12 protein-coding genes are annotated in these 17,855 nt (G+C 73.7%); 11 read left to right on the top strand and 1 reads right to left on the bottom strand.

What is annotated here, in order from left to right:
• Positions 1 to 317: 317 nt before the first annotated feature.
• The 4 genes from K2F47_RS04190 to ilvC all read left to right on the top strand — a co-directional run bounded on the left by K2F47_RS04190 (position 318) and on the right by ilvC (position 6,847).
• Positions 318 to 3,167 carry a putative bifunctional diguanylate cyclase/phosphodiesterase gene (locus tag K2F47_RS04190; RefSeq protein ID WP_242901324.1) on the top strand — a complete coding sequence of 950 codons (2,850 nt, stop codon included), beginning with the start codon at positions 318 to 320 and terminating at the stop codon, positions 3,165 to 3,167.
• 185 nt (positions 3,168 to 3,352) lie between these two features.
• Positions 3,353 to 5,224: an acetolactate synthase large subunit gene (locus K2F47_RS04195; RefSeq protein ID WP_272496427.1), complete on the top strand. Its 1,872-nt coding sequence runs from the start codon at positions 3,353 to 3,355 to the stop codon at positions 5,222 to 5,224.
• 5 nt (positions 5,225 to 5,229) lie between these two features.
• Positions 5,230 to 5,754 carry an acetolactate synthase small subunit gene (gene ilvN / locus K2F47_RS04200; RefSeq protein ID WP_156222752.1) on the top strand — a complete coding sequence of 175 codons (525 nt, stop codon included), beginning with the start codon at positions 5,230 to 5,232 and terminating at the stop codon, positions 5,752 to 5,754.
• 109 nt (positions 5,755 to 5,863) lie between these two features.
• Entirely contained in the window at positions 5,864 to 6,847 is a 984-nt protein-coding gene (gene ilvC, locus K2F47_RS04205) for a ketol-acid reductoisomerase (protein WP_242901326.1), read from the top strand.
• A 70-nt stretch (positions 6,848 to 6,917) separates the two neighbouring features.
• Here ilvC and K2F47_RS04210 read toward each other — a convergent pair whose 3' ends face one another.
• Positions 6,918 to 7,748, bottom strand: a complete 831-nt coding sequence (locus K2F47_RS04210) for a Slp family lipoprotein (protein WP_242901327.1) — start codon at positions 7,746 to 7,748, stop codon at positions 6,918 to 6,920.
• 138 nt (positions 7,749 to 7,886) lie between these two features.
• Between K2F47_RS04210 and K2F47_RS04215 the strand changes: the two genes are divergently transcribed.
• From K2F47_RS04215 to K2F47_RS04245, 7 genes are all read left to right on the top strand, one after another.
• Positions 7,887 to 8,483 carry a PadR family transcriptional regulator gene (locus K2F47_RS04215; protein ID WP_242901328.1) on the top strand — a complete coding sequence of 199 codons (597 nt, stop codon included), beginning with the start codon at positions 7,887 to 7,889 and terminating at the stop codon, positions 8,481 to 8,483.
• The gene (locus K2F47_RS04220; protein WP_242901329.1) at positions 8,480 to 9,196 is read left to right on the top strand and encodes an ABC transporter ATP-binding protein; all 717 of its coding nucleotides are present in this window, start codon (positions 8,480 to 8,482) and stop codon (positions 9,194 to 9,196) included. The genes K2F47_RS04215 and K2F47_RS04220 overlap by 4 nt, the downstream gene beginning before the upstream one ends.
• Positions 9,193 to 11,814 carry an FtsX-like permease family protein gene (locus tag K2F47_RS04225; protein ID WP_242901330.1) on the top strand — a complete coding sequence of 874 codons (2,622 nt, stop codon included), beginning with the start codon at positions 9,193 to 9,195 and terminating at the stop codon, positions 11,812 to 11,814. Before K2F47_RS04220 ends, K2F47_RS04225 begins: the two co-directional genes overlap by 4 nt.
• A 218-nt stretch (positions 11,815 to 12,032) precedes the next feature.
• Positions 12,033 to 13,658 carry a DUF2079 domain-containing protein gene (locus K2F47_RS04230; RefSeq protein WP_242901331.1) on the top strand — a complete coding sequence of 542 codons (1,626 nt, stop codon included), beginning with the start codon at positions 12,033 to 12,035 and terminating at the stop codon, positions 13,656 to 13,658.
• A gap of 428 nt (positions 13,659 to 14,086) precedes the next feature.
• On the top strand, positions 14,087 to 14,725 hold the full coding sequence (locus tag K2F47_RS04235; protein WP_242901332.1) for a thymidylate synthase family protein: 639 nt from the start codon (positions 14,087 to 14,089) through the stop codon (positions 14,723 to 14,725).
• A 325-nt stretch (positions 14,726 to 15,050) separates the two neighbouring features.
• Positions 15,051 to 16,637, top strand: a complete 1,587-nt coding sequence (serA, locus tag K2F47_RS04240; protein ID WP_242901333.1) for a phosphoglycerate dehydrogenase — start codon at positions 15,051 to 15,053, stop codon at positions 16,635 to 16,637.
• 485 nt (positions 16,638 to 17,122) lie between these two features.
• Positions 17,123 to 17,827 carry a (2Fe-2S)-binding protein gene (locus tag K2F47_RS04245; protein ID WP_242901334.1) on the top strand — a complete coding sequence of 235 codons (705 nt, stop codon included), beginning with the start codon at positions 17,123 to 17,125 and terminating at the stop codon, positions 17,825 to 17,827.
• Positions 17,828 to 17,855: the final 28 nt, after the last annotated feature.

Consider the following 17,855-nt stretch of genomic DNA (forward strand, 5'->3'; position numbering starts at 1 on the left):
TCGGACGGCCGAAGAAGGTCCATAACCCGGTCGTTCGTCGCCGGGAGGACGCCCAGCCTCAATCGCTCCGTGACCTACGGAACGTACATTGAGCGACACGGTGAACCCGCAGTGCAGCAACGTCGCTGATCTCCGGCCCGCGCGCGCGTCGCGCTGGCCGTCCGCTCCGCGCCGACCCCGCGCGGGGCACGATCCATGACCTTCCGGGCGTTACCCGAGCGACCGGTGAGGTATCCGGACTCATGTCCCCTCTCGGCGCGGTGCGCGCGTCCGCGAGGGCCGGACGCTCCCATCGGGGCAGGAAGGGACACGGCGCGATGAGCGGCGAGATCGCCAGGCGCAGGCCCGTGCGGGCGCTTCCGATCGCCCTGGCCGCGATCGTGGGCGTGCTCTACGCCACCGGCTCGATGCTGGGCTGGGGCGGCACGGCCTTCATCGCCTGGGCGGAGGCGGGCGCGGCGGGCGCGGCGGCCGTCTCGTTGCTGACCTCCGTGCGCGGCTCCGGCGGCCGGGCGGTCGGCGTGGCCGACGGCGCGGTCTGGCGGACGTCCTGGCGCTGGTACGGCATCGCCGCGACCTGCTGGTTCGCGGGCGCGGTGACCAGCGCGGCGGCGGGCAACGTCAGCCGCAGCGCCCTGTCGCTGTCGGTACCCGACCTGTTCTACCTGGTGGCCGCGGCCGCGCTGGTGACGGGCCTGGTGGTGCCGGTGCGGCTGCCCCGCGACGCCCGTACCTGGCTGCGGTACGGCGCCGACACTCTCGTCTGCGCGTGCGGCCTGTTCCTGCTCGGCTGGGTGACGCTGTTCTCCTCGCTCTACCACCAGACCCAGGAGTCGCCGCCGGAGTTCTTCCTCGAACTGCTGTACCCGGTGGTCGACACGGTGCTGGTGTGCGGGGCGCTGCCGTTCGCGCTCGGCGCGGCGCGCGGGCCGAGCGTCCCGGCGAGGCGTCCGGCGTGGATGGGCTACGGGGCGCTCGTCGCGTTCGCGGTCGCCGACATCGTGACGACGGTCGTCCGGCTGGACGGCGGCCTGCCCGCCGACGACCCGGCCGACATCCTGCGGCTGGCCGGGCTGCTGCTGCTCATGCTGGTGCCGTGGACGGCCCCGGCGGAGGCGCCCGCCGCCGAGACCGACGACATCCCCGAGGACGCCGTCCCCGACGAGCCGGGCGCCGCGCCGTCCGCCGAGCAGTGCGGCCGGATGGTCGGCCCCGGCCTCGCGCCCGCGGTGATCGCCGCCGTGGCGGGCGTGTTCGTCGCCGGGCACTCGCTGACCGGCGAGAACGGCCTGGAGCCCGTGGTGGCGGTCGTCGCGGGCTCGGCGGTGCTGGTGGTGCTCGCGCGGCTGGCCGGGCTGCTGCGCGAGAACGACGCGCTGCGCCGCGCGGTCGACACCGGCGAGGAGCACTTCCGCGCCCTCTCGGAGAGCATCAACGACGCCGTCCTCATCTGCGACCTGGACGCCACCGTCCAGTACGCCAGCGCGGGCGCGCTGCGCACCTACCGCTACACCCCCGACGAGCTGCTCGGACGCCCGCTGCACGAGATCATCCACCCGGAGGACCTGCCGCGCGTCCAGGAGGCGTTCACCGAGTTCGCGGGCGAGGAGCCGGATTCGCTGCGGGTGTCCTGCCGGGTCCGGGCGGCGGACGGGACGTGGCTGCCGACCGAGTCGACGATCTCCCGGTACGCGGGCACCGGCGAGGCGCCCGGACGGCTGCTGGTCACCACCCGCGACCTCAGCGAGCAGGCGGCGCTGCAACGCCAGGTCGCGCACCTGACGTTCCACGACGGGCTGACGGGTCTGCCGAACCGGTCCTACCTGGAGGAGCGGACGCGGGAGCTCATATCGCGCACCCGGGGCGGCGGCCGGGTCGCGGTGGTCTTCGTCGACCTGGACGGCTTCACCGCCGTGAACGACTCGGCGGGCCACGCGGCCGGCGACCAGGTGCTCGCGCAGGCGGCGCGGCGGCTCCGCGCGACCGTCCAGGCCGACGACACCGTCGCGCGGTGGGGCGGGGACGAGTTCGCGGTCCTCGTCCAGCTGCCCTCGGACGAGGGGGAGACGCGGGCGGCGGTCGAGCTGGCCGGGCGGATGCTGCGGGTGCTGTCGGTCGAGCCGTACCAGGTGGGCAGCAAGCAGATCGTGCTGACGGCCAGCGTCGGCATCGCGTTCGCCGGGGACGAGGAGCACCCGGGGGGCGCCGCGTCCGGCTCCGGCGGCGAGGCCGGGCGCCGGGTCCGGCGCACCGCCGCCGACCTGATCCGCAACGGCGACCTCGCGATGGCGCGGGCGAAGGAGGCCGGCGGCGGGCGCGTGGAGGTGTTCGCGCCGCACATGCACGCCGACGTCGTCCGGCGGCTGGAGCTCGGCAGCGACCTCCAGCGGGCGCTCGCCGAGGAGCAGTTCGCGGTGGAGTTCCAGCCGGTGGTGGACCTCGCGACGTCCCGGGTGACCGGGGTGGAGGCGCTGCTGCGCTGGTGGCGGGGGAGCGAGTCGGTGCCGCCGGAGGAGTTCATCGGCCCGGCGGAGGAGTCGGGCCTGATGGTGCCGCTCGGCGACTGGGTGCTGCGCGAGGCGTGCCGGGAGGTGGCCCGGTGGCGCAGCGACTCCTGGGACGTGGGCCTGTCGGTGAACTTCACCGCCCGGCAGATCGCCGCGCCCCGGTTCGTCGCCTCGGTCGCGGCGGCGCTCGCCGAGACCGGCCTGCCGCCGCACGCGCTCACGCTGGAGGTGCGCGAGGAGGTGCTGGTCGAGGACGCGGGCCAGAACGTGGAGCGCCTGTCGGAGCTGCGCGACCTCGGCGTCCGGCTGGCGATCGACGACTTCGGCACCGGCTACGCCTCGCTCGCCTACCTCGGGCAGCTCCCGGTGGACGTCATCAAGATCGACCCGTCGTTCGTGGCGGGGCTCGGCTCGGACGAGACGCTGACGCTGCTGACCCGCACGATCGTCCGGCTGGGCCGCGACCTCGGGATCACGGTGGTGGCCGAGGGCATCGAGCGTCCCGAGCAGCTCGAACTGCTGCGCGCGATGGACTGCCCGCGCGGGCAGGGGTTCCTCGTGGCGCGGCCGATGGCGGCGGGGCGGGTGGAGTCGCTCGTCCGGACGAACCTCTCATCGCAGGGCAGGTCCGGCGAGGTGCCACTGCCCCTGCCCGGCTGACCCGCCCGGCTGGCCCGCCCGGCCCCGACATCGGCTCTGACCTGCGAGGACGTGGCGCGGTCCATCTCACCGAGCGCCATGTTTTCGTCTCAGGGAGTGAGACATTTTGTTCAAGGATTTGACCGGGGCCGCGAAGTCGGCGAAAGTGAGTGCCGTGCAGAGGACTTCCATCATTCTCGTAGTACTTGGTCGGCGCGCAGGCTGACCAAGCTTTCCGACCTGCGCGCCTCCCCTCGACCGCTTCACGGCGGCGGGGGTTTTTTGTTGCCCGGCGAGCCCACACTCCTCTCCCCAAGGAAACGCAGATCATGACGACCGAACAGATGACGGGAGCCCAGGCGCTGGTCCGCGCCCTGGAGAACGTCGGCGTCGACACCGTGTTCGGCATTCCGGGCGGCGCGATCCTCCCGGCCTACGACCCGCTCTACGACTCCGGCAAGCTGCGCCACATCCTCGTCCGGCACGAGCAGGGCGCCGGCCACGCGGCCCAGGGCTACGCGATGGTCACCGGCCGGGTCGGGGTGTGCATGGCCACCAGCGGGCCCGGCGCGACGAACCTCGTCACCGCGATCTCCGACGCCTACATGGACTCGGTGCCGATCGTGGCGATCACCGGCCAGGTCGCCTCGTCCCTCATCGGGACCGACGGCTTCCAGGAGGCCGACATCGCCGGGATCACGATGCCGATCACCAAGCACAACTTCCTGGTGACGCGGGCCGACGAGATCGCGCGCACGGTCGCCGAGGCGTTCCACATCGCCGGGACGGGCCGTCCCGGGCCGGTGCTGGTCGACATCGCCAAGGACGCGCTCCAGGCCATGGTCGAGTTCGAGTGGCCCGTCCAGCTCCAGCTCCCCGGGTACCGTCCCGTCACCCGGCCGCACTCCAAGCAGGTCCGCGAGGCGGCACGGCTGATCAGCGCGGCGAAGCGGCCGGTGCTGTACGTCGGCGGCGGCGTGCTGAAGGCCGGGGCGTCGGCCGAGCTGCGGGTGCTCGCCGAGCTGACCGGCGCGCCCGTCGTCACCACGCTCATGGCCAAGGGCGCGCTGCCCGACAGCCACCCGCTGCACATGGGCATGCCGGGCATGCACGGCGCGGTCGGCGCGGTCGGCGCGCTCCAGCGCGCGGACCTGCTGGTCACCCTCGGCGCCCGCTTCGACGACCGGGTCACCGGCAAGCTGGACGGCTTCGCCCCCGGCGCGAAGGTCGTGCACGCCGACATCGACCCGGCCGAGATCTCCAAGAACCGGCACGCGGACGTCCCGATCGTCGGGGACGCGCGCGAGGTCATCGCCGACCTGATCGTCGCCGTCCAGAACGAGCACGCGGCCGGGCACAAGGGCGACTACGAGGACTGGTGGCGGCAGCTCAACGCCTGGCGCGACACCTACCCGCTGGGCTACGACACGCCCGCGGACGGGTCGCTGTCGCCGCAGTACGTCATCGAGCGGATCGGCGAGCTGGCCGGGCCCGACGCGTACTACGTCGCGGGCGTCGGCCAGCACCAGATGTGGGCCGCGCAGTTCATCAAGTACGAGCGCCCGGGCGCGTTCCTGAACTCCGGCGGCGCCGGGACGATGGGCTACGCGGTCCCTGCGGCGATGGGCGCCAAGGTCGGCGCGCCCGACACGCAGGTGTGGGCGATCGACGGCGACGGCTGCTTCCAGATGACCAACCAGGAGCTCGCGACCTGCGCGATCGAGGGGATCCCGGTCAAGATCGCCGTGATCAACAACGGTAACCTCGGCATGGTCCGGCAGTGGCAGACGCTGTTCTACGACGGGCGCTACTCCAACACCAACCTGCACTCCGCCAAGCGCATCCCCGACTTCGTCAAGCTCGCGGAGGCCTACGGCTGCGTGGGGCTGCGCTGCGACAAGGCCGAGGACGTCGACTCCGTCATCGCCAAGGCCATGGAGATCAACGACGCGCCCGTCGTCATCGACTTCGTCGTCCACCAGGACGCGATGGTCTGGCCGATGGTGGCCGCCGGCACCACCAACGACGACATCAAGATCGCGCGTGACATGGCCCCCGACTGGGAGAACGGAGACTGACCCCGATGAGCCTGCACACCCTCTCGGTGCTGGTGGAGAACAAGCCCGGGATTCTCGCGCGGGTCGCGGCGCTGTTCTCCCGGCGCGGCTTCAACATCGAGTCGCTCGCGGTCGGCACCACCGAGCACCCCGACATCTCCCGCATGACGATCGTCGTGAACGTGGAGGACCTGCCGCTGGAACAGGTCACCAAGCAGCTGAACAAGCTGATCAACGTCCTGAAGATCGTCGAGCTGGACCGCTCGGCGTCGGTCCAGCGGGAGCTGGTGCTGGTCAAGGTCCGCGCGGACGCCGAGACGCGGTCCCAGGTCCTGGAGACGGTCCAGCTGTTCCGTGCCAAGGTGGTGGACGTCGCGCCGGACGCCGTCACGATCGAGGTCACCGGCAACCGCGACAAGCTCGACGCCTTCATCCGCGTGCTGGAGCCGTTCGGCATCAAGGAGATGGTCCAGTCGGGCATGGTGGCCATCGGCCGCGGCGCCCGGTCCATCACCGACCGCTCGCTGCGGGCCATCGAGCGCAGCGCGTGACCCCGCGCGCAGCGCATGACCTCGCGGGTGACCCCGTGCGCGCCCGCGTGCTCGACCGCGTGATTTCACATGATCCACAACACTGAAAGGCAACAGCACTGTGGCTGAGATGTTCTACGACGACGCCGCCGACCTGAGCGTGATCCAGGGCAGGCACGTGGCGGTCATCGGCTACGGCAGCCAGGGGCACGCGCACGCGCTCTCGCTGCGCGACTCCGGCGTCGACGTCCGGGTCGGGCTCCGCGAGGGCTCGGCGAGCCGGGAGCTGGCCGAGGCCGAGGGCCTGCGGGTCGTCACCCCGGCGGAGGCGGCCGAGGAGGCCGACCTGATCATGCTGCTGGCCCCCGACCACCACCACCGGGAGATCTTCGAGAAGGACATCAAGCCCGCCCTGGTCGAGGGCGACGCGCTGTTCTTCGGGCACGGCTTCAGCATCCGCTACGACCTCGTCCAGCCGCCGGAGGGCGTGGACGTGGCGATGGTCGCGCCGAAGGGGCCGGGCCACCTCGTCCGCCGCCAGTTCGTCGCCGGCCGCGGCGTCCCGGTGATCGTCGCGGTGGAGAAGGACCCGTCGGGCAACGCCTGGCCGCTGGCGCTGTCCTACGCCAAGGCCATCGGCGGGCTGCGCGCGGGCGGCATCAAGACCACGTTCACCGAGGAGACCGAGACCGACCTGTTCGGCGAGCAGACCGTGCTGTGCGGCGGCGTCTCCGAGCTGATCAAGACCGGGTTCGAGGTGCTCACCGAGGCCGGCTACCAGCCCGAGGTCGCCTACTTCGAGGTGCTCCACGAGATGAAGCTGATCGTCGACCTCATGTACGAGGGCGGCGTCTCGAAGATGTACTGGTCGGTGTCCGACAACGCCGAGTACGGCGGCTACAGCCGCGGGCCGCGGGTGGTCACGCCCGAGACCAAGGCCGCGATGAAGAAGATCCTCGGCGAGATCCAGTCCGGCGAGTACGCCAAGGAGCTGGTGGGGGAGTTCGAGGGCGGCCAGGCCGAGTTCCGCAAGTACCGCGAGGAGCTGGCCGAGCACCCGATCGAGAAGACCGGCGCAGAGCTCCGTCCGATGATGAGCTGGCTGAACGACTGAGTCCGCTCCGATCTTGAGTTCGCTCTGATCCGCCCCCGGAGACGCACGGCGCTCCGGGGGCGGTTCGCGTTCAGCGCAGGAGGCGGCGCAGGACGCGGGTGTGCAGGGGGAGGCGGCGCGTGCGCGCGGTGACCAGCAGCGCCAGGTGGCCGCCCTTGGTGAAGTAGAGCGTGGCCTCCTTCGGCTCGCCGCCTTCCTGGGGGGCGTTCTCGATCGCCCTGCGCTGCGGGACGGGCTTGAAGCGGGGCGCGCGCACCGAGCCGAACCGCGCGTCCCGGGTCACGCCCAGGGCCGTGACGGTCACGTGCACGTCCCAGCGTCCAGGGGCGAGGACGGCGGGGTCGACGAACGACTCGAACCCGCCCGAGCCCGGCTCGCGGTGCTCGGCGGGGAAGCCGTGCTCCCGGCCGGAGGTCCGCTCGCGCAGGACCACGTCCACGGCCGTCCGGTGCGTCTCGACGCGTTGCAGGACCGCCTCGCCGCGCAGGCGCACCCGCTTGCCCTGCCAGCACGCGGCGTCGAGCCGGTGGTCGACGCCGACCTCGCCGGTGATGTCGGCGTCCTGCCGGGAGACGCCGCGCAGGTAGGGGTAGAGCGCGTAGACGCGGCCGCCGACCACGACGGCGCCCGCGGGGCTGCCCTCCGCCTCGTCCCGGATGAGGCGTTCGAGCTCCTCGCGCAGGCCGTGCTGGATGCAGAACGCGCGAAGCCGCACGGACGCGGGCAGCGCGGCGCGCGCGGCGTCGCTCAGCCCCTCCTCGCCGAGGACGTGCCGGGTGCCCTCGACCAACCGGTCCCGCTGGACCCGGTCGAGATCCAGGTAGCGGTGGTCGTAGACGCGCAGGACGTCGCGCAGGACGCTGATCGTGCTGTCCGAGGTCATCGTGCTGTCCGAGGTCACGGCTCTCCCCCCATGGTCGTTCGCTCCGGTTACGGTAAGGCTCACCGTGATCGCGGGCGGTGAAATCGGGGGAGCGTGTCCTCGTGGTTGCATACTCGGTATTGCCAGCGACATACGCGGTATGCATACTTGGTAGGTATGTCGATCCGTCATGGGCTGCTGGCGCTGCTGGCGCGGGGCCCCCGCTACGGCTACCAGCTGCGAGCCGAGTTCGAGACCTCCACCGGGGCCACCTGGCCGCTCAACATCGGGCAGGTGTACTCGACGCTGTCCCGCCTCGAACGGGACGAGATGGTCACCCGGGTCGGCGCCGACGACGAGGGGCGGTTCGTCTACCGGATCACCCCGGCGGGCGAGCGGGACGTGCTGCGCTGGTTCGCCACCCCGATCGCCCGCGCCGACCGCCCCCGCGACGAGCTGGCGATCAAGCTCGCGATGGCCGTCACCACGCCCGGCGTCGACGTCCGGCAGGTCGTGCAGACCCAGCGCACCGCGTCGCTGCGCGCCCTCCAGGACCTCACCCGCCTGAAGGCCGAGGCGCCCCGCGAGCCCGCCGACCAGGGGGACACTGCGTGGCGGCTCGTCCTGGAGTCCATGATCTTCCAGACCGAGGCGGAGGTGCGCTGGCTCGACCACTGCGAGAGCTTCGTCGCGCGGGCGCTGCCCGCCGCCCCGCCCGCCGCCGGCGGTGGCCTGGAGGACGCTCCGTCCGGCAGCGAGGAGGCCCGCCGATGAGCGTGCTGACGATGACGTCGGTCTCCCGCGACCACGGCGCGGGCGCGGGCCTCGTGCACGCCCTGTCCGAGGTCAGCCTGGACGTCGAGGCCGGCGAGTTCGTCGCCGTGATGGGGCCGTCCGGGTCGGGCAAGTCGACGCTGCTGACGCTCGCGGGCGGGCTCGACACCCCCACCTCCGGGCAGGTCGTGGTCGAGGGCGCCGACCTCGGCGCGATGGGCGCGGCCGGGCGCTCGGCGCTGCGTCGCCGCAGCGTCGGCTACGTGTTCCAGGACCTCAACCTCATCCCGAGCCTCACCGCCGCCGAGAACGTGATGCTGCCGCGCGAGCTGGACGGCGTCCGCGCCAGGCGGGCGCGCCGCGAGGCCGGGCAGGCGCTCCAGGAGGTCGGCGTGGCCGACCTCGCCGACCGGTACCCCGACGAGATGTCCGGCGGCCAGCAGCAGCGGGTCGCGATCGCCCGCGCGCTGGTCGGCGACCGGCGGCTCGTCCTCGCCGACGAGCCGACCGGCGCCCTCGACAGCCACACCGGCGAGGACGTCATGCGCATGCTGCGCGCCCGCTGCGACGCGGGCGCCGCCTGCCTGATGGTCACGCACGAGTCCCGGCACGCCGCCTGGGCCGACCGCGTCGTGTTCCTGCGCGACGGGCGCGTCGTGGACGCCACGCCCGGCCGTCCCGGCCCCGAGACGCTGCTCCAGGACGCCCAGTGAAGGGCTACCTGCCCGTCCTGCGCATGGCGCGGCGGGACGCGCTGCGCGCCAAGGGGCGCACCACCCTTGTCACCTGCATGATCGGGCTGCCCGTCGCGGTCATCGTGGCGGTCGCCGTGCTGGTCCCGACCATGAAGTGGTCGCAGCGGGAGGCGCTGCCCTACGAGCTCGGCCGGGCCGACGCCCGGTTCAGCGGCACCGGGCACGCCGCGATCAAACAGGACCCGCTGGAGCCCGAGATCGGCTTCCCCGTCGATTCGCGCGCGCCCGAGGGCGCCCCCTGGACCACCGAGGAGGTCACCCGGCGGGTCAAGGACGTGTACGGGCCGGGCGCCCGCGTCCAGCCCCTCGGCCGGGGCCGGATCGTGGCGCTGCGGACGTCGCGCGGCTACCGCGAGGCCGAGCTCATCGAGTTGGACGTCCGCGACCCCATGACCCGGGGGATGTACGACGTCACCAAGGGCCGGGCCCCCGCCACGCCGGGCGAGATCGCCCTGGCGCCCTCGCTGGCCGGACGGGAGTTCCCGGTCGGGGCCACCGCGCAGGTCGGCCGCGACGGCGCCACCAAGCGCGTCGTCGGCTACGTCCGGGACCCGCGCCACCCCGACGACGCGGTCGCGCTCGGCCTGCCCGGCGCGCTCCCCGGCAGTGCGCCGGGGGCGTCGCTGGAGTGGCTGGTCAGCGCCGGCCGCCCGGTCACCTGGGCCGACGTCGGCGAGTTCAACAAGACCGGCCTCGGCGTGCTGTCCCGCGAGGTGGTGCGCCACCCGCCGTCCGTCCCCTCCACCGCGGGCGGCACGCTCTCCAACCGGACCGGCGCGTGGGTGGCGATCACCGCCATGGTCGTCGCGATGATCGTCCTGGAGATCGTGCTGCTGGCCGGGCCCGCGTTCGCCGTCGGGATCCGCCGGCAGCGGCGCATGCTCGCGCTGGTCGCGGTGGCGGGCGGCGGGGCACGGCACCTGCGCGCCGTCGTGCTCGCGAGCGGCCTGGTGATCGGGGCCGCCGCCGCCCTGGCCGGGGCGGCGCTCGGGATCGCCGGCGCGGCCGTCGCCAAACCCGCCGCCCGGGCCATGACGCACACGGTGATGGGCCCGCTGGAGATCCCGTGGACGCCGATCGCGCTGACGATGGCGCTCGGCGCGGGCAGCGGCCTCCTCGCCGCGTACGTGCCCGCCCGCCAGGCCGCCCGGATGGACGTCGTCGCCGCGCTGGCCGGACGCCGGGACCGGGCCCCGGCCCGCCGGGGCTGGCCGATCGCGGGCGGAGTGGTGGTCGGTGGCGGCGTCGTGCTGTGCCTGGCCGGTGCGAGCGCCCTGCGCGAGTTCGGCCCCGCGTTCGGCGCGGTCTGCATCGTCGTCGGCCTCGTCATGGCGGCCCCGTGGCTGGTGGGCACCGCCGGGCGGATCGCCGGCCGGCTGCCGGTGCCGCTGCGCCTCGCCGTCCGGGACGGCGCGCGCAACCGCGGCCGGTCCGCGCCCGTCGTCGCCGCGATCATGGCGGCGGTGGCCGGGATCACCGCGCTCGCCATCGCCAACGCCAGCGACCTGCGCCAGCAGCGCGTCGAGTACCTGGCGCAGATGCCGACCGGCTCGGCGCTCATCCGTCCCCCGCTCGACAGGACGGACGACGTGCGCCGCGCCGTCACGCGGGAGCTCGCCGGCGTGCCCGTCCTCGACGTGCGGGTCCTGCCGGGGGACAACTCGATCTGCCCGGGCGGGGAGACCGCCGACTGCCCCTCGGTGGAGTTCAGCTCGAAGAGCGCCAAGCGCTCGCCCCGCATGTTCTACCTCGACGGCGTCGTCGGCGGCGCGCGCGAGGCGCGGCTGCTGCTCGGGCACGACGACCCCGCCGTCGCCCGCGCGCTCGCCGAGGGCAAGGTCGTGCTGTTCGGCGCCAGGCAGCCCGCCGACGGCATGACGACCGTCACCGTCTCGGTGCGGAAGGACGACCGCAAGCACACGGTCAGGAAGGTGCGGCTGCCCGCCGTGGGCGTCGCGACCGACCCGCACGTCCCCGCGCTGGTGCCGCCGTCGCTCGCCCCGAAGGTCGGCGTGCCCGCCCGGGTCGAGGGGTTCGGCGTCGACCGCGCCGACCACCGGATCGGCAAGCCGGAGGAGGGGCGGCTGCGGGAGGTCGTCGCCGGCTTCAGCGATCGCGGCCGGGAGGGCGGGGTCTACGTCGAGCGCGGCTTCACCCGCTCCGACACCGGCCTCATGCTGGTGCTCGCGGTGGCGGGCGCCGCGCTGGCGCTCGGCGGCTCGCTGATCGCCACCGGCCTGTCGGCCGCCGACTCCCGGCCCGACCTCGCCACGCTCGCCGCGATCGGCGCCCGGCCCCGCACCCGCCGGCTGCTGATGATGGGCCAGGCGGGGTTCGTCGCCTCGCTCGGCTGCTGGCTCGGGCTCGCGGCGGGCTTCGTCCCGGGCGTCGCCGTGGCGCGCCCCCTCACGGAGGAGCCGTCGGGCGGGGGGAACCTCACCCCCCACGGGGTGATCGTCGACATCCCCTGGGGAGTCCTCCTGCTCATCGGCGTGGTCGTCCCGCTGGTGGCCATGGCCGCGGCCGGGCTGCTGTCCCGCAGCCGCCTCCCGATGTCGCAACGGGTGGCGGGCTGACCGCACCGCGCCGGCACGCGCGCCCCGCTCCCGGCGGGCCGACACCCCGATCGCGGTTGCCGGCTCCCGGGGCGGGCATCGGTCATCGTGGGGACGAGGGCGCCCCGCGTGCGACGGGCCGTCGGGAGGTGTTCGTGGGGATCGTCGCGGCCGGTCGCGGCGGGCGACAACCCGCCGGGAGTCAACGCGGGGGGCGGGCGGCTGGTAGCGTCCGGCGCGTGGCTGAGGCGGTTGTGGTGGAGGGGCACGTGGACGAGGCCCCGACCGGCCGCGCTGGGGGGACGCGGCTGCGGCGCCGGCGCGCCGCGCTCTGGGCGCTGGTCGCGGCGTGCGCCGCGGTCTACGCGTCCTACTCGCTGCTGCGCCTGCGCGCGTTCCGGGCGAGCAGCTACGACCTGGTCATCTTCGATCAGGCGATCCGCTCCTACAGCCGCTTCGAGCTGCCGGTCGCGATGGTCAAGGGCGTGCACAACGGCTTCGGGCCGCACTTCGCGATCCTCGGCGACCACTTCTCGCCCGTCCTCGCGCTGCTGGCGCCGCTGTACTGGATCCACGACGGGCCAGGGACGCTGCTGGTCGCGCAGGCCGTGCTGTTCGCGCTCGCGATCGTCCCGATCTGGCGGTACACCCAGCGCCGGTTCGGCGCGGCCGCCGCCTACTGCGCGGGCGCCGCCTACGCGCTGTCGTGGCCGGTCGCCGAGGCCCTCGCGTTCGACTTCCACGAGGTCGCGTTCGTGCCGGTGCTGTCGGCGCTCATGGTGGAGCGCTACGACGCCGGGCGGCGGGGCTGGGCCGCGGCCGCCGCGCTCAGCCTGCTCCTGGTCAAGGAGGACATGGGGCTGCTGCTGGTCGGCTTCGGCTTCTTCCTGCTCACCCGGCACGACACCGGGCACGGCGCGGAGTCCCCGGCGGGACGGCGGCGCGAGGCGGAGGAGAGCGACGGCACCGACACCGCCGCCGACACCGACGAAGCCGGGCGCTCCGGGCACGGCGGGTGGCTGCCGCGCGGCGACCGGCGGGCCGGGCTCGCCTACATCGTGGGCGGCCTGGTCGCGACCTGGGTGAGCTCCCGGCTGATCATCGCGGTCTTCGGCGGCGACAACGACTACTACTGGGCCTACGGCTCGCTCGGCCCCGACCTGCCGCACGCCGCCGTCCACGCGCTCACCAACCCGTGGGACGTGCTGGCCGTCCTCGGCACGCCCCCGCACAAGCTCGGCACGATGGCGCTGCTCGTGCTGCCGCTGCTGCTGCTCCCGCTGGCCTCGCCGCTGACGCTGACCGTGCTGCCGCTGCTCGCCGAGCGGATGCTCGCCAGCCGGTTCGGCAACTGGTGGGAGCCGCACTACCACTACAACGCGTTCATCATCGCGGTCCTGGTCATGGCGTCGGTGGACGGCGCGGCGCGGCTGCGGCGCAGGGCCGGGCCGCGGGTGCGCGCGCGGCTGCCCGCCGTGCTCCCGGCGTCGGCGATGCTGACGGCGGCCGTCGTGTGCGTGCCGTTCTTCGCCTTCGTCCACCTGGCCGACTCGGCGCTGTGGCGGCGCAACGACCGGGCCCGCGCCGCCGCGTCGGCCGCGGCCCGGATTCCGGACGGCGCGCTCGTCGAGTCCGCCAACGCGATCGGGCCCGCGCTGTCGCCGCGCGCCCGCGTCCTGCTGTGGGACGGGCAGCCGCGCCGGGCGCCCTGGGTGATCGCCGACGTGGAGCGGCTGGAGTTCCCGTTCCGGACCGTGGCCGAGCAGCGCCGCCGGGTCGAGTCGCTGCTCGCCGGCGGCTACCGGGAGGTCTACCGCGCGGACGGCTACATCGTCCTGCACCGCCCCGGCGCCGACCCCTGGTGACCGGACGGTCCCTGTGACTGGACGGCCGCCGCGGCCGGACGGGCCCGGTGACCGGAGCCGGTCACGGATAACCCCGGCCGCCGGGGCCGGGCCGGTCCAATGACCCGCGCCCCGCGGACGGGTCAAAATGCCGGTGAAGGTCATCTGCTTGCCAAAACCGGCTACCTTTTTCGTCTACTTTGCCGGATACTTGAGGAAAGTCGCGACGGCTGCGGCCGAGCCAGGGAGTCTGCGCGAACACCCGTGTGACCGCTGCCGGGACGGCGTTGGGGCGGAGCGCATGAGCGGTGTCAGGCTGGACGGGAACACGGTAGGGCGGCGGTCCGGGCAGAGCGCGGAATCCATTCCCGGCGCGGGATTGCCGAAGGTGAATGACTCCCCGTTCCGCAAAGCGGAGCGCCGAGCGGAATTCCGCGGGGAGCCGTGACGTGGCGGCGGGACGGGAACACGACGTCCGGCGCTTCGAGACGTGCGGGCAGGCGTGGATCGGCGTGCTGCGGCACGTGTGGACGGCCGGCGTGGCCGGCATGGACGACTGCGGGCCCATCATCGAGGGCCCGCCGGTGCTCTTCGAGGTCGCCTCGCTGACCTGGGAGGACCCGCTGCTCCGCGAGCACGGGGACCGGGTGGGACTCGTCCGCCGGGCGCAGGAGCGCACCCGGCCGGACACTCGCGGCGTGGACCGGCCGGCGTTGCGCGGCCCGGGCGGCGCCGACCAACTCGCCTGGGTCGTGGACCTGCTGCGGGCCCGGCCGTGGACGACGAGCGCGTGGATCTCGCTGGTGCTGCCCGGCGAGCCCGCCGAGGGCCCGCCGTGCCTGACCGCGCTGTCGTTCCGCATCCGCGACTACCGGCTGATCATGACCGGGATGTTCCGCTCGCAGAACGTCTTCAAGGGCTATCTGACCTACATTCCGCTGCGCGCCGTGCAGCTCGGGGTCGCCGAGGAGCTGGGGCTCCCGTCCGGGCCGCTGCGGGTGTTCGTGGACGTCCCGCACGTCCGCGTCGCCGACGTCGAGCGCGTCGCGTCCGTGCTGACGGCGTTACCCGCCCCCAGTGCGGCATAGATCACCTGGGGTGTCCCTAGGGGAACCCTTGAGGGCCCCTAGGGCGCCGGCGCTCGGGGACGGAGCGCCGGATTCGCCGGGCCACGCCCGGGACCTGCGCCGGAGGCGGCGTCGGGGACAAATCGGTACCGCCCGGTCACGTCGCTATCACCCGTGGGACGCCCGGGGCGCCGCCGACGCGGCGTCCCGCGGGAGATAGACTCGCCTGCGGGGGCGAGGGCACGACGAGGTGACTCGCGACTTCACCTGCACTCCGCACATCCACGCACCGGGCGCAGATCCCAACCCATCCGGCGCACCTCCGACTTCCGAAGGACTGTTCCCTTTGAGCAAGCCCGTCGTCCTCGTCGCAGAAGAGCTCTCCCCGGCCGGCATCGCCGTGCTGGAGTCCGATTTCGAGGTCCGTCACGTCGACGGCAGCGACAAGGCGCTCCTGCTGCCCGCCGTCGCCGACGTCGACGCGCTGATCGTCCGCAGCGCGACCAAGGTCACCGCCGAGGTCTTCAAGGCCGCCCGGCGGCTGCGGGTCGTCGCCCGCGCCGGCGTCGGCCTCGACAACGTCGACGTGGAGTCCGCCACCAAGGCCGGCGTCATGGTCGTCAACGCCCCGACCTCCAACATCGTCACCGCCGCCGAGCACGCGATCGCGCTGCTGCTGGCCACCGCGCGGAACGTGCCACAGGGCCACGCCGCGCTCAAGCAGGGCGAGTGGAAGCGCTCCAAGTACACCGGCGTCGAGCTCCAGGGCAAGACCGTCGGCGTCCTCGGCCTCGGCCGCATCGGCGTGCTCGTCGCCCAGCGCCTCGCCGCCTTCGACATGAACGTGATCGCGTTCGACCCCTACGTGCAGGCCGCCCGCGCGGCGCAGCTCGGCGTCCGGCTCGTCACGCTGGAGGAGCTGCTCGCCGAGAGCGACTTCATCACCGTGCACCTGCCGAAGACCCCCGAGACCCTCGGCCTCATCGGCGACCGCGAGCTGCACCAGGTCAAGCCCAACGTACGGATCGTCAACGCCGCCCGGGGCGGGATCGTCGACGAGGAGGCGCTCGACCTCGCGCTCAAGGACGGCCGCGTCGCCGGCGCCGGCATCGACGTGTTCAGCACCGAGCCGTGCACCGAGAGCCCGCTGTTCCACCACGACGCCGTCGTCGTCACCCCGCACCTCGGCGCCAGCACCCACGAGGCGCAGGAGAAGGCGGGCACGCAGGTCGCCCGGTCGGTGAAGCTGGCCCTGTCGGGCGAGTTCGTGCCGGACGCCGTGAACGTCCAGGGCGGCGCCGTCGCCGAGGACGTCAAGCCCGGCCTCCCGCTCGCCGAGAAGCTCGGCCGGATCTTCACCGCGCTCGCCGGCGGCGTCCCCGTCCGGCTGGACGTCGTCGTCCGCGGCGAGATCGCCGAGCACGACGTCAAGGTGCTGGAGCTGGCCGCCCTCAAGGGCGTGTTCGTGGACGTGATCGAGGAGGCCGTGACCTTCGTCAACGCGCCCCTGCTGGCCCGCGACCGCGGTGTCGAGGTCACCCTCACCACCAGCGAGGACAGCCCCGACTGGCGCAACGTCGTGCAGGTGCGCGGCACGATGTCCGACGGCACCGTGGTCTCGGTGTCCGGCACGCTCACCGGCCCCAAGCACGCCGAGCGGATCATCGAGATCAACGGCTACAACATGGAGCTGGTCCCGACCGCGCACATGGCGTTCTTCTCCTACATCGACCGCCCCGGCATCGTCGGCGCCGTCGGCAAGCTGATTGGCGACGAGCAGGTCAACATCGCCGGCATGCAGGTCGGCCGCGACGCCAAGGGCGGCCGCGCGCTGATCGCCCTCACCGTCGACTCCGCCATCGCCCCGAAGCTCGTCGACGCGATCTCCGCCGAGGTCGGCGCCGACATGGGCCGCCGCGTCGAGCTGAACTAGCCGGATTCGTTCGGGATCGGCCAAGGGGACCCCTCCTTGGCCGATCCAGTGGACGCCGGCCGTCTCAGATCGTGGGATTTTTCGCCACGGGTCGGGACAGAGCCCGCGATCGCGGGTAGCGTGGCGTTAGTCATGCGGCGCTTCGTGGTAATCCTTCGCTGCCGCAGCGGGGCCTGATCATCGGCAGGCCGGCACCCGCTGCGGAGGTTTCGCCTGGCCGTGAGTCCGATCCCTCGCCGGACCGTGCGATCCACGGGTCTCACCGGCGGCCACCGCGGCACACCAGACCAGCGAATCGGAGCGAACCTGAGATGAACGACGTCACGATGAACGCGCCCGCCGACGACGAGCGGGAGGAGGCGGCCCGCGCGTTGCAGACCGCCCTGGACCGCCGCGACAACGGCGGCCACCCGTCCCGATAGGCGTTTCGCCGACCAGGGACCGCCCCCGTCGGGGGCGGTCCCTGGTCGCGTTAGTGTGGGCGGATGCCCCTCGACGACGCGGCCGAGGCCGATCCCGCCGAGGTCGTGGACGCGTTGCGCGCGGTCGCGCGGCTCGGCCCCTTCTTCGAGATCCGCACCGATCCCGCCGAGGAGGCCGACCCGACCTGGCGGCCGTTCCCCGAACGGGACCGCGACCGGCTGATCGGGCTGACCGACCTGTACGCCGAGCGGCTCGGCACCACCGAGCGGCGGGTGGCCGCGTCGATCCTGTTCCAGGGGCTCGCGTCGCGACTGTGGTCGCCGGCGGTCGCGGCGGCGGCGCGCGGCGTCGTCCCCGACCTGTCCGGGCTGCACTGGCGGTGGGCGCCCGGCGCGCCCGTCGCGCTCTGGCTCGCCCGCCCGGCGGGATGGCGGCCCGGCGGCACCGGCCAGGCCGCCGGCATCCTCACCCGATTGGTCGTGGACGGGCAGCTCAGGCCCCTGCGCGAGACCATGCTGACGTTCACCGGCCTCGCCGACGGCCTGCTGTGGGGCAACGCGGCGTCCGCGCTCGCCGGCAGCCTCAACGTCGGGCCGTCCACGCCGGAGCGCACCGCCCTCGTCCGGGAACTGCTCACCCGGGAGCCGCTGGCGGGCACGGGGGAGTTCGGGACGGACGGCTTCGTCCGGCGCAGCTGCTGCCTGTTCTACCGGGTGCCGCCCGGCGGCGGGATGTGCGGGGACTGCGCGCTGCTGCCCCGCCGCTGACGCGACGGGGCAGCGACATACGGCGGGA

This window comes from Actinomadura terrae (assembly GCF_022751215.1).
Lineage (GTDB): Bacteria > Actinomycetota > Actinomycetes > Streptosporangiales > Streptosporangiaceae > Spirillospora > Spirillospora terrae.

What these genes read in the sequence shown, in the direction of transcription:
- K2F47_RS04220 (WP_242901329.1), top strand. Translation starts at nt 8,480, where the DNA reads ATGAGCGTGCTGACGATGACGTCGGTCTCCCGCGACCACGGCGCGGGC.
- K2F47_RS04190 (WP_242901324.1), top strand. Translation starts at nt 318, where the DNA reads ATGAGCGGCGAGATCGCCAGGCGCAGGCCCGTGCGGGCGCTTCCGATC.
- K2F47_RS04215 (WP_242901328.1), top strand. Translation starts at nt 7,887, where the DNA reads ATGTCGATCCGTCATGGGCTGCTGGCGCTGCTGGCGCGGGGCCCCCGC.
- ilvC (WP_242901326.1), top strand. Translation starts at nt 5,864, where the DNA reads ATGTTCTACGACGACGCCGCCGACCTGAGCGTGATCCAGGGCAGGCAC.
- ilvN (WP_156222752.1), top strand. Translation starts at nt 5,230, where the DNA reads ATGAGCCTGCACACCCTCTCGGTGCTGGTGGAGAACAAGCCCGGGATT.
- K2F47_RS04245 (WP_242901334.1), top strand. Translation starts at nt 17,123, where the DNA reads ATGCCCCTCGACGACGCGGCCGAGGCCGATCCCGCCGAGGTCGTGGAC.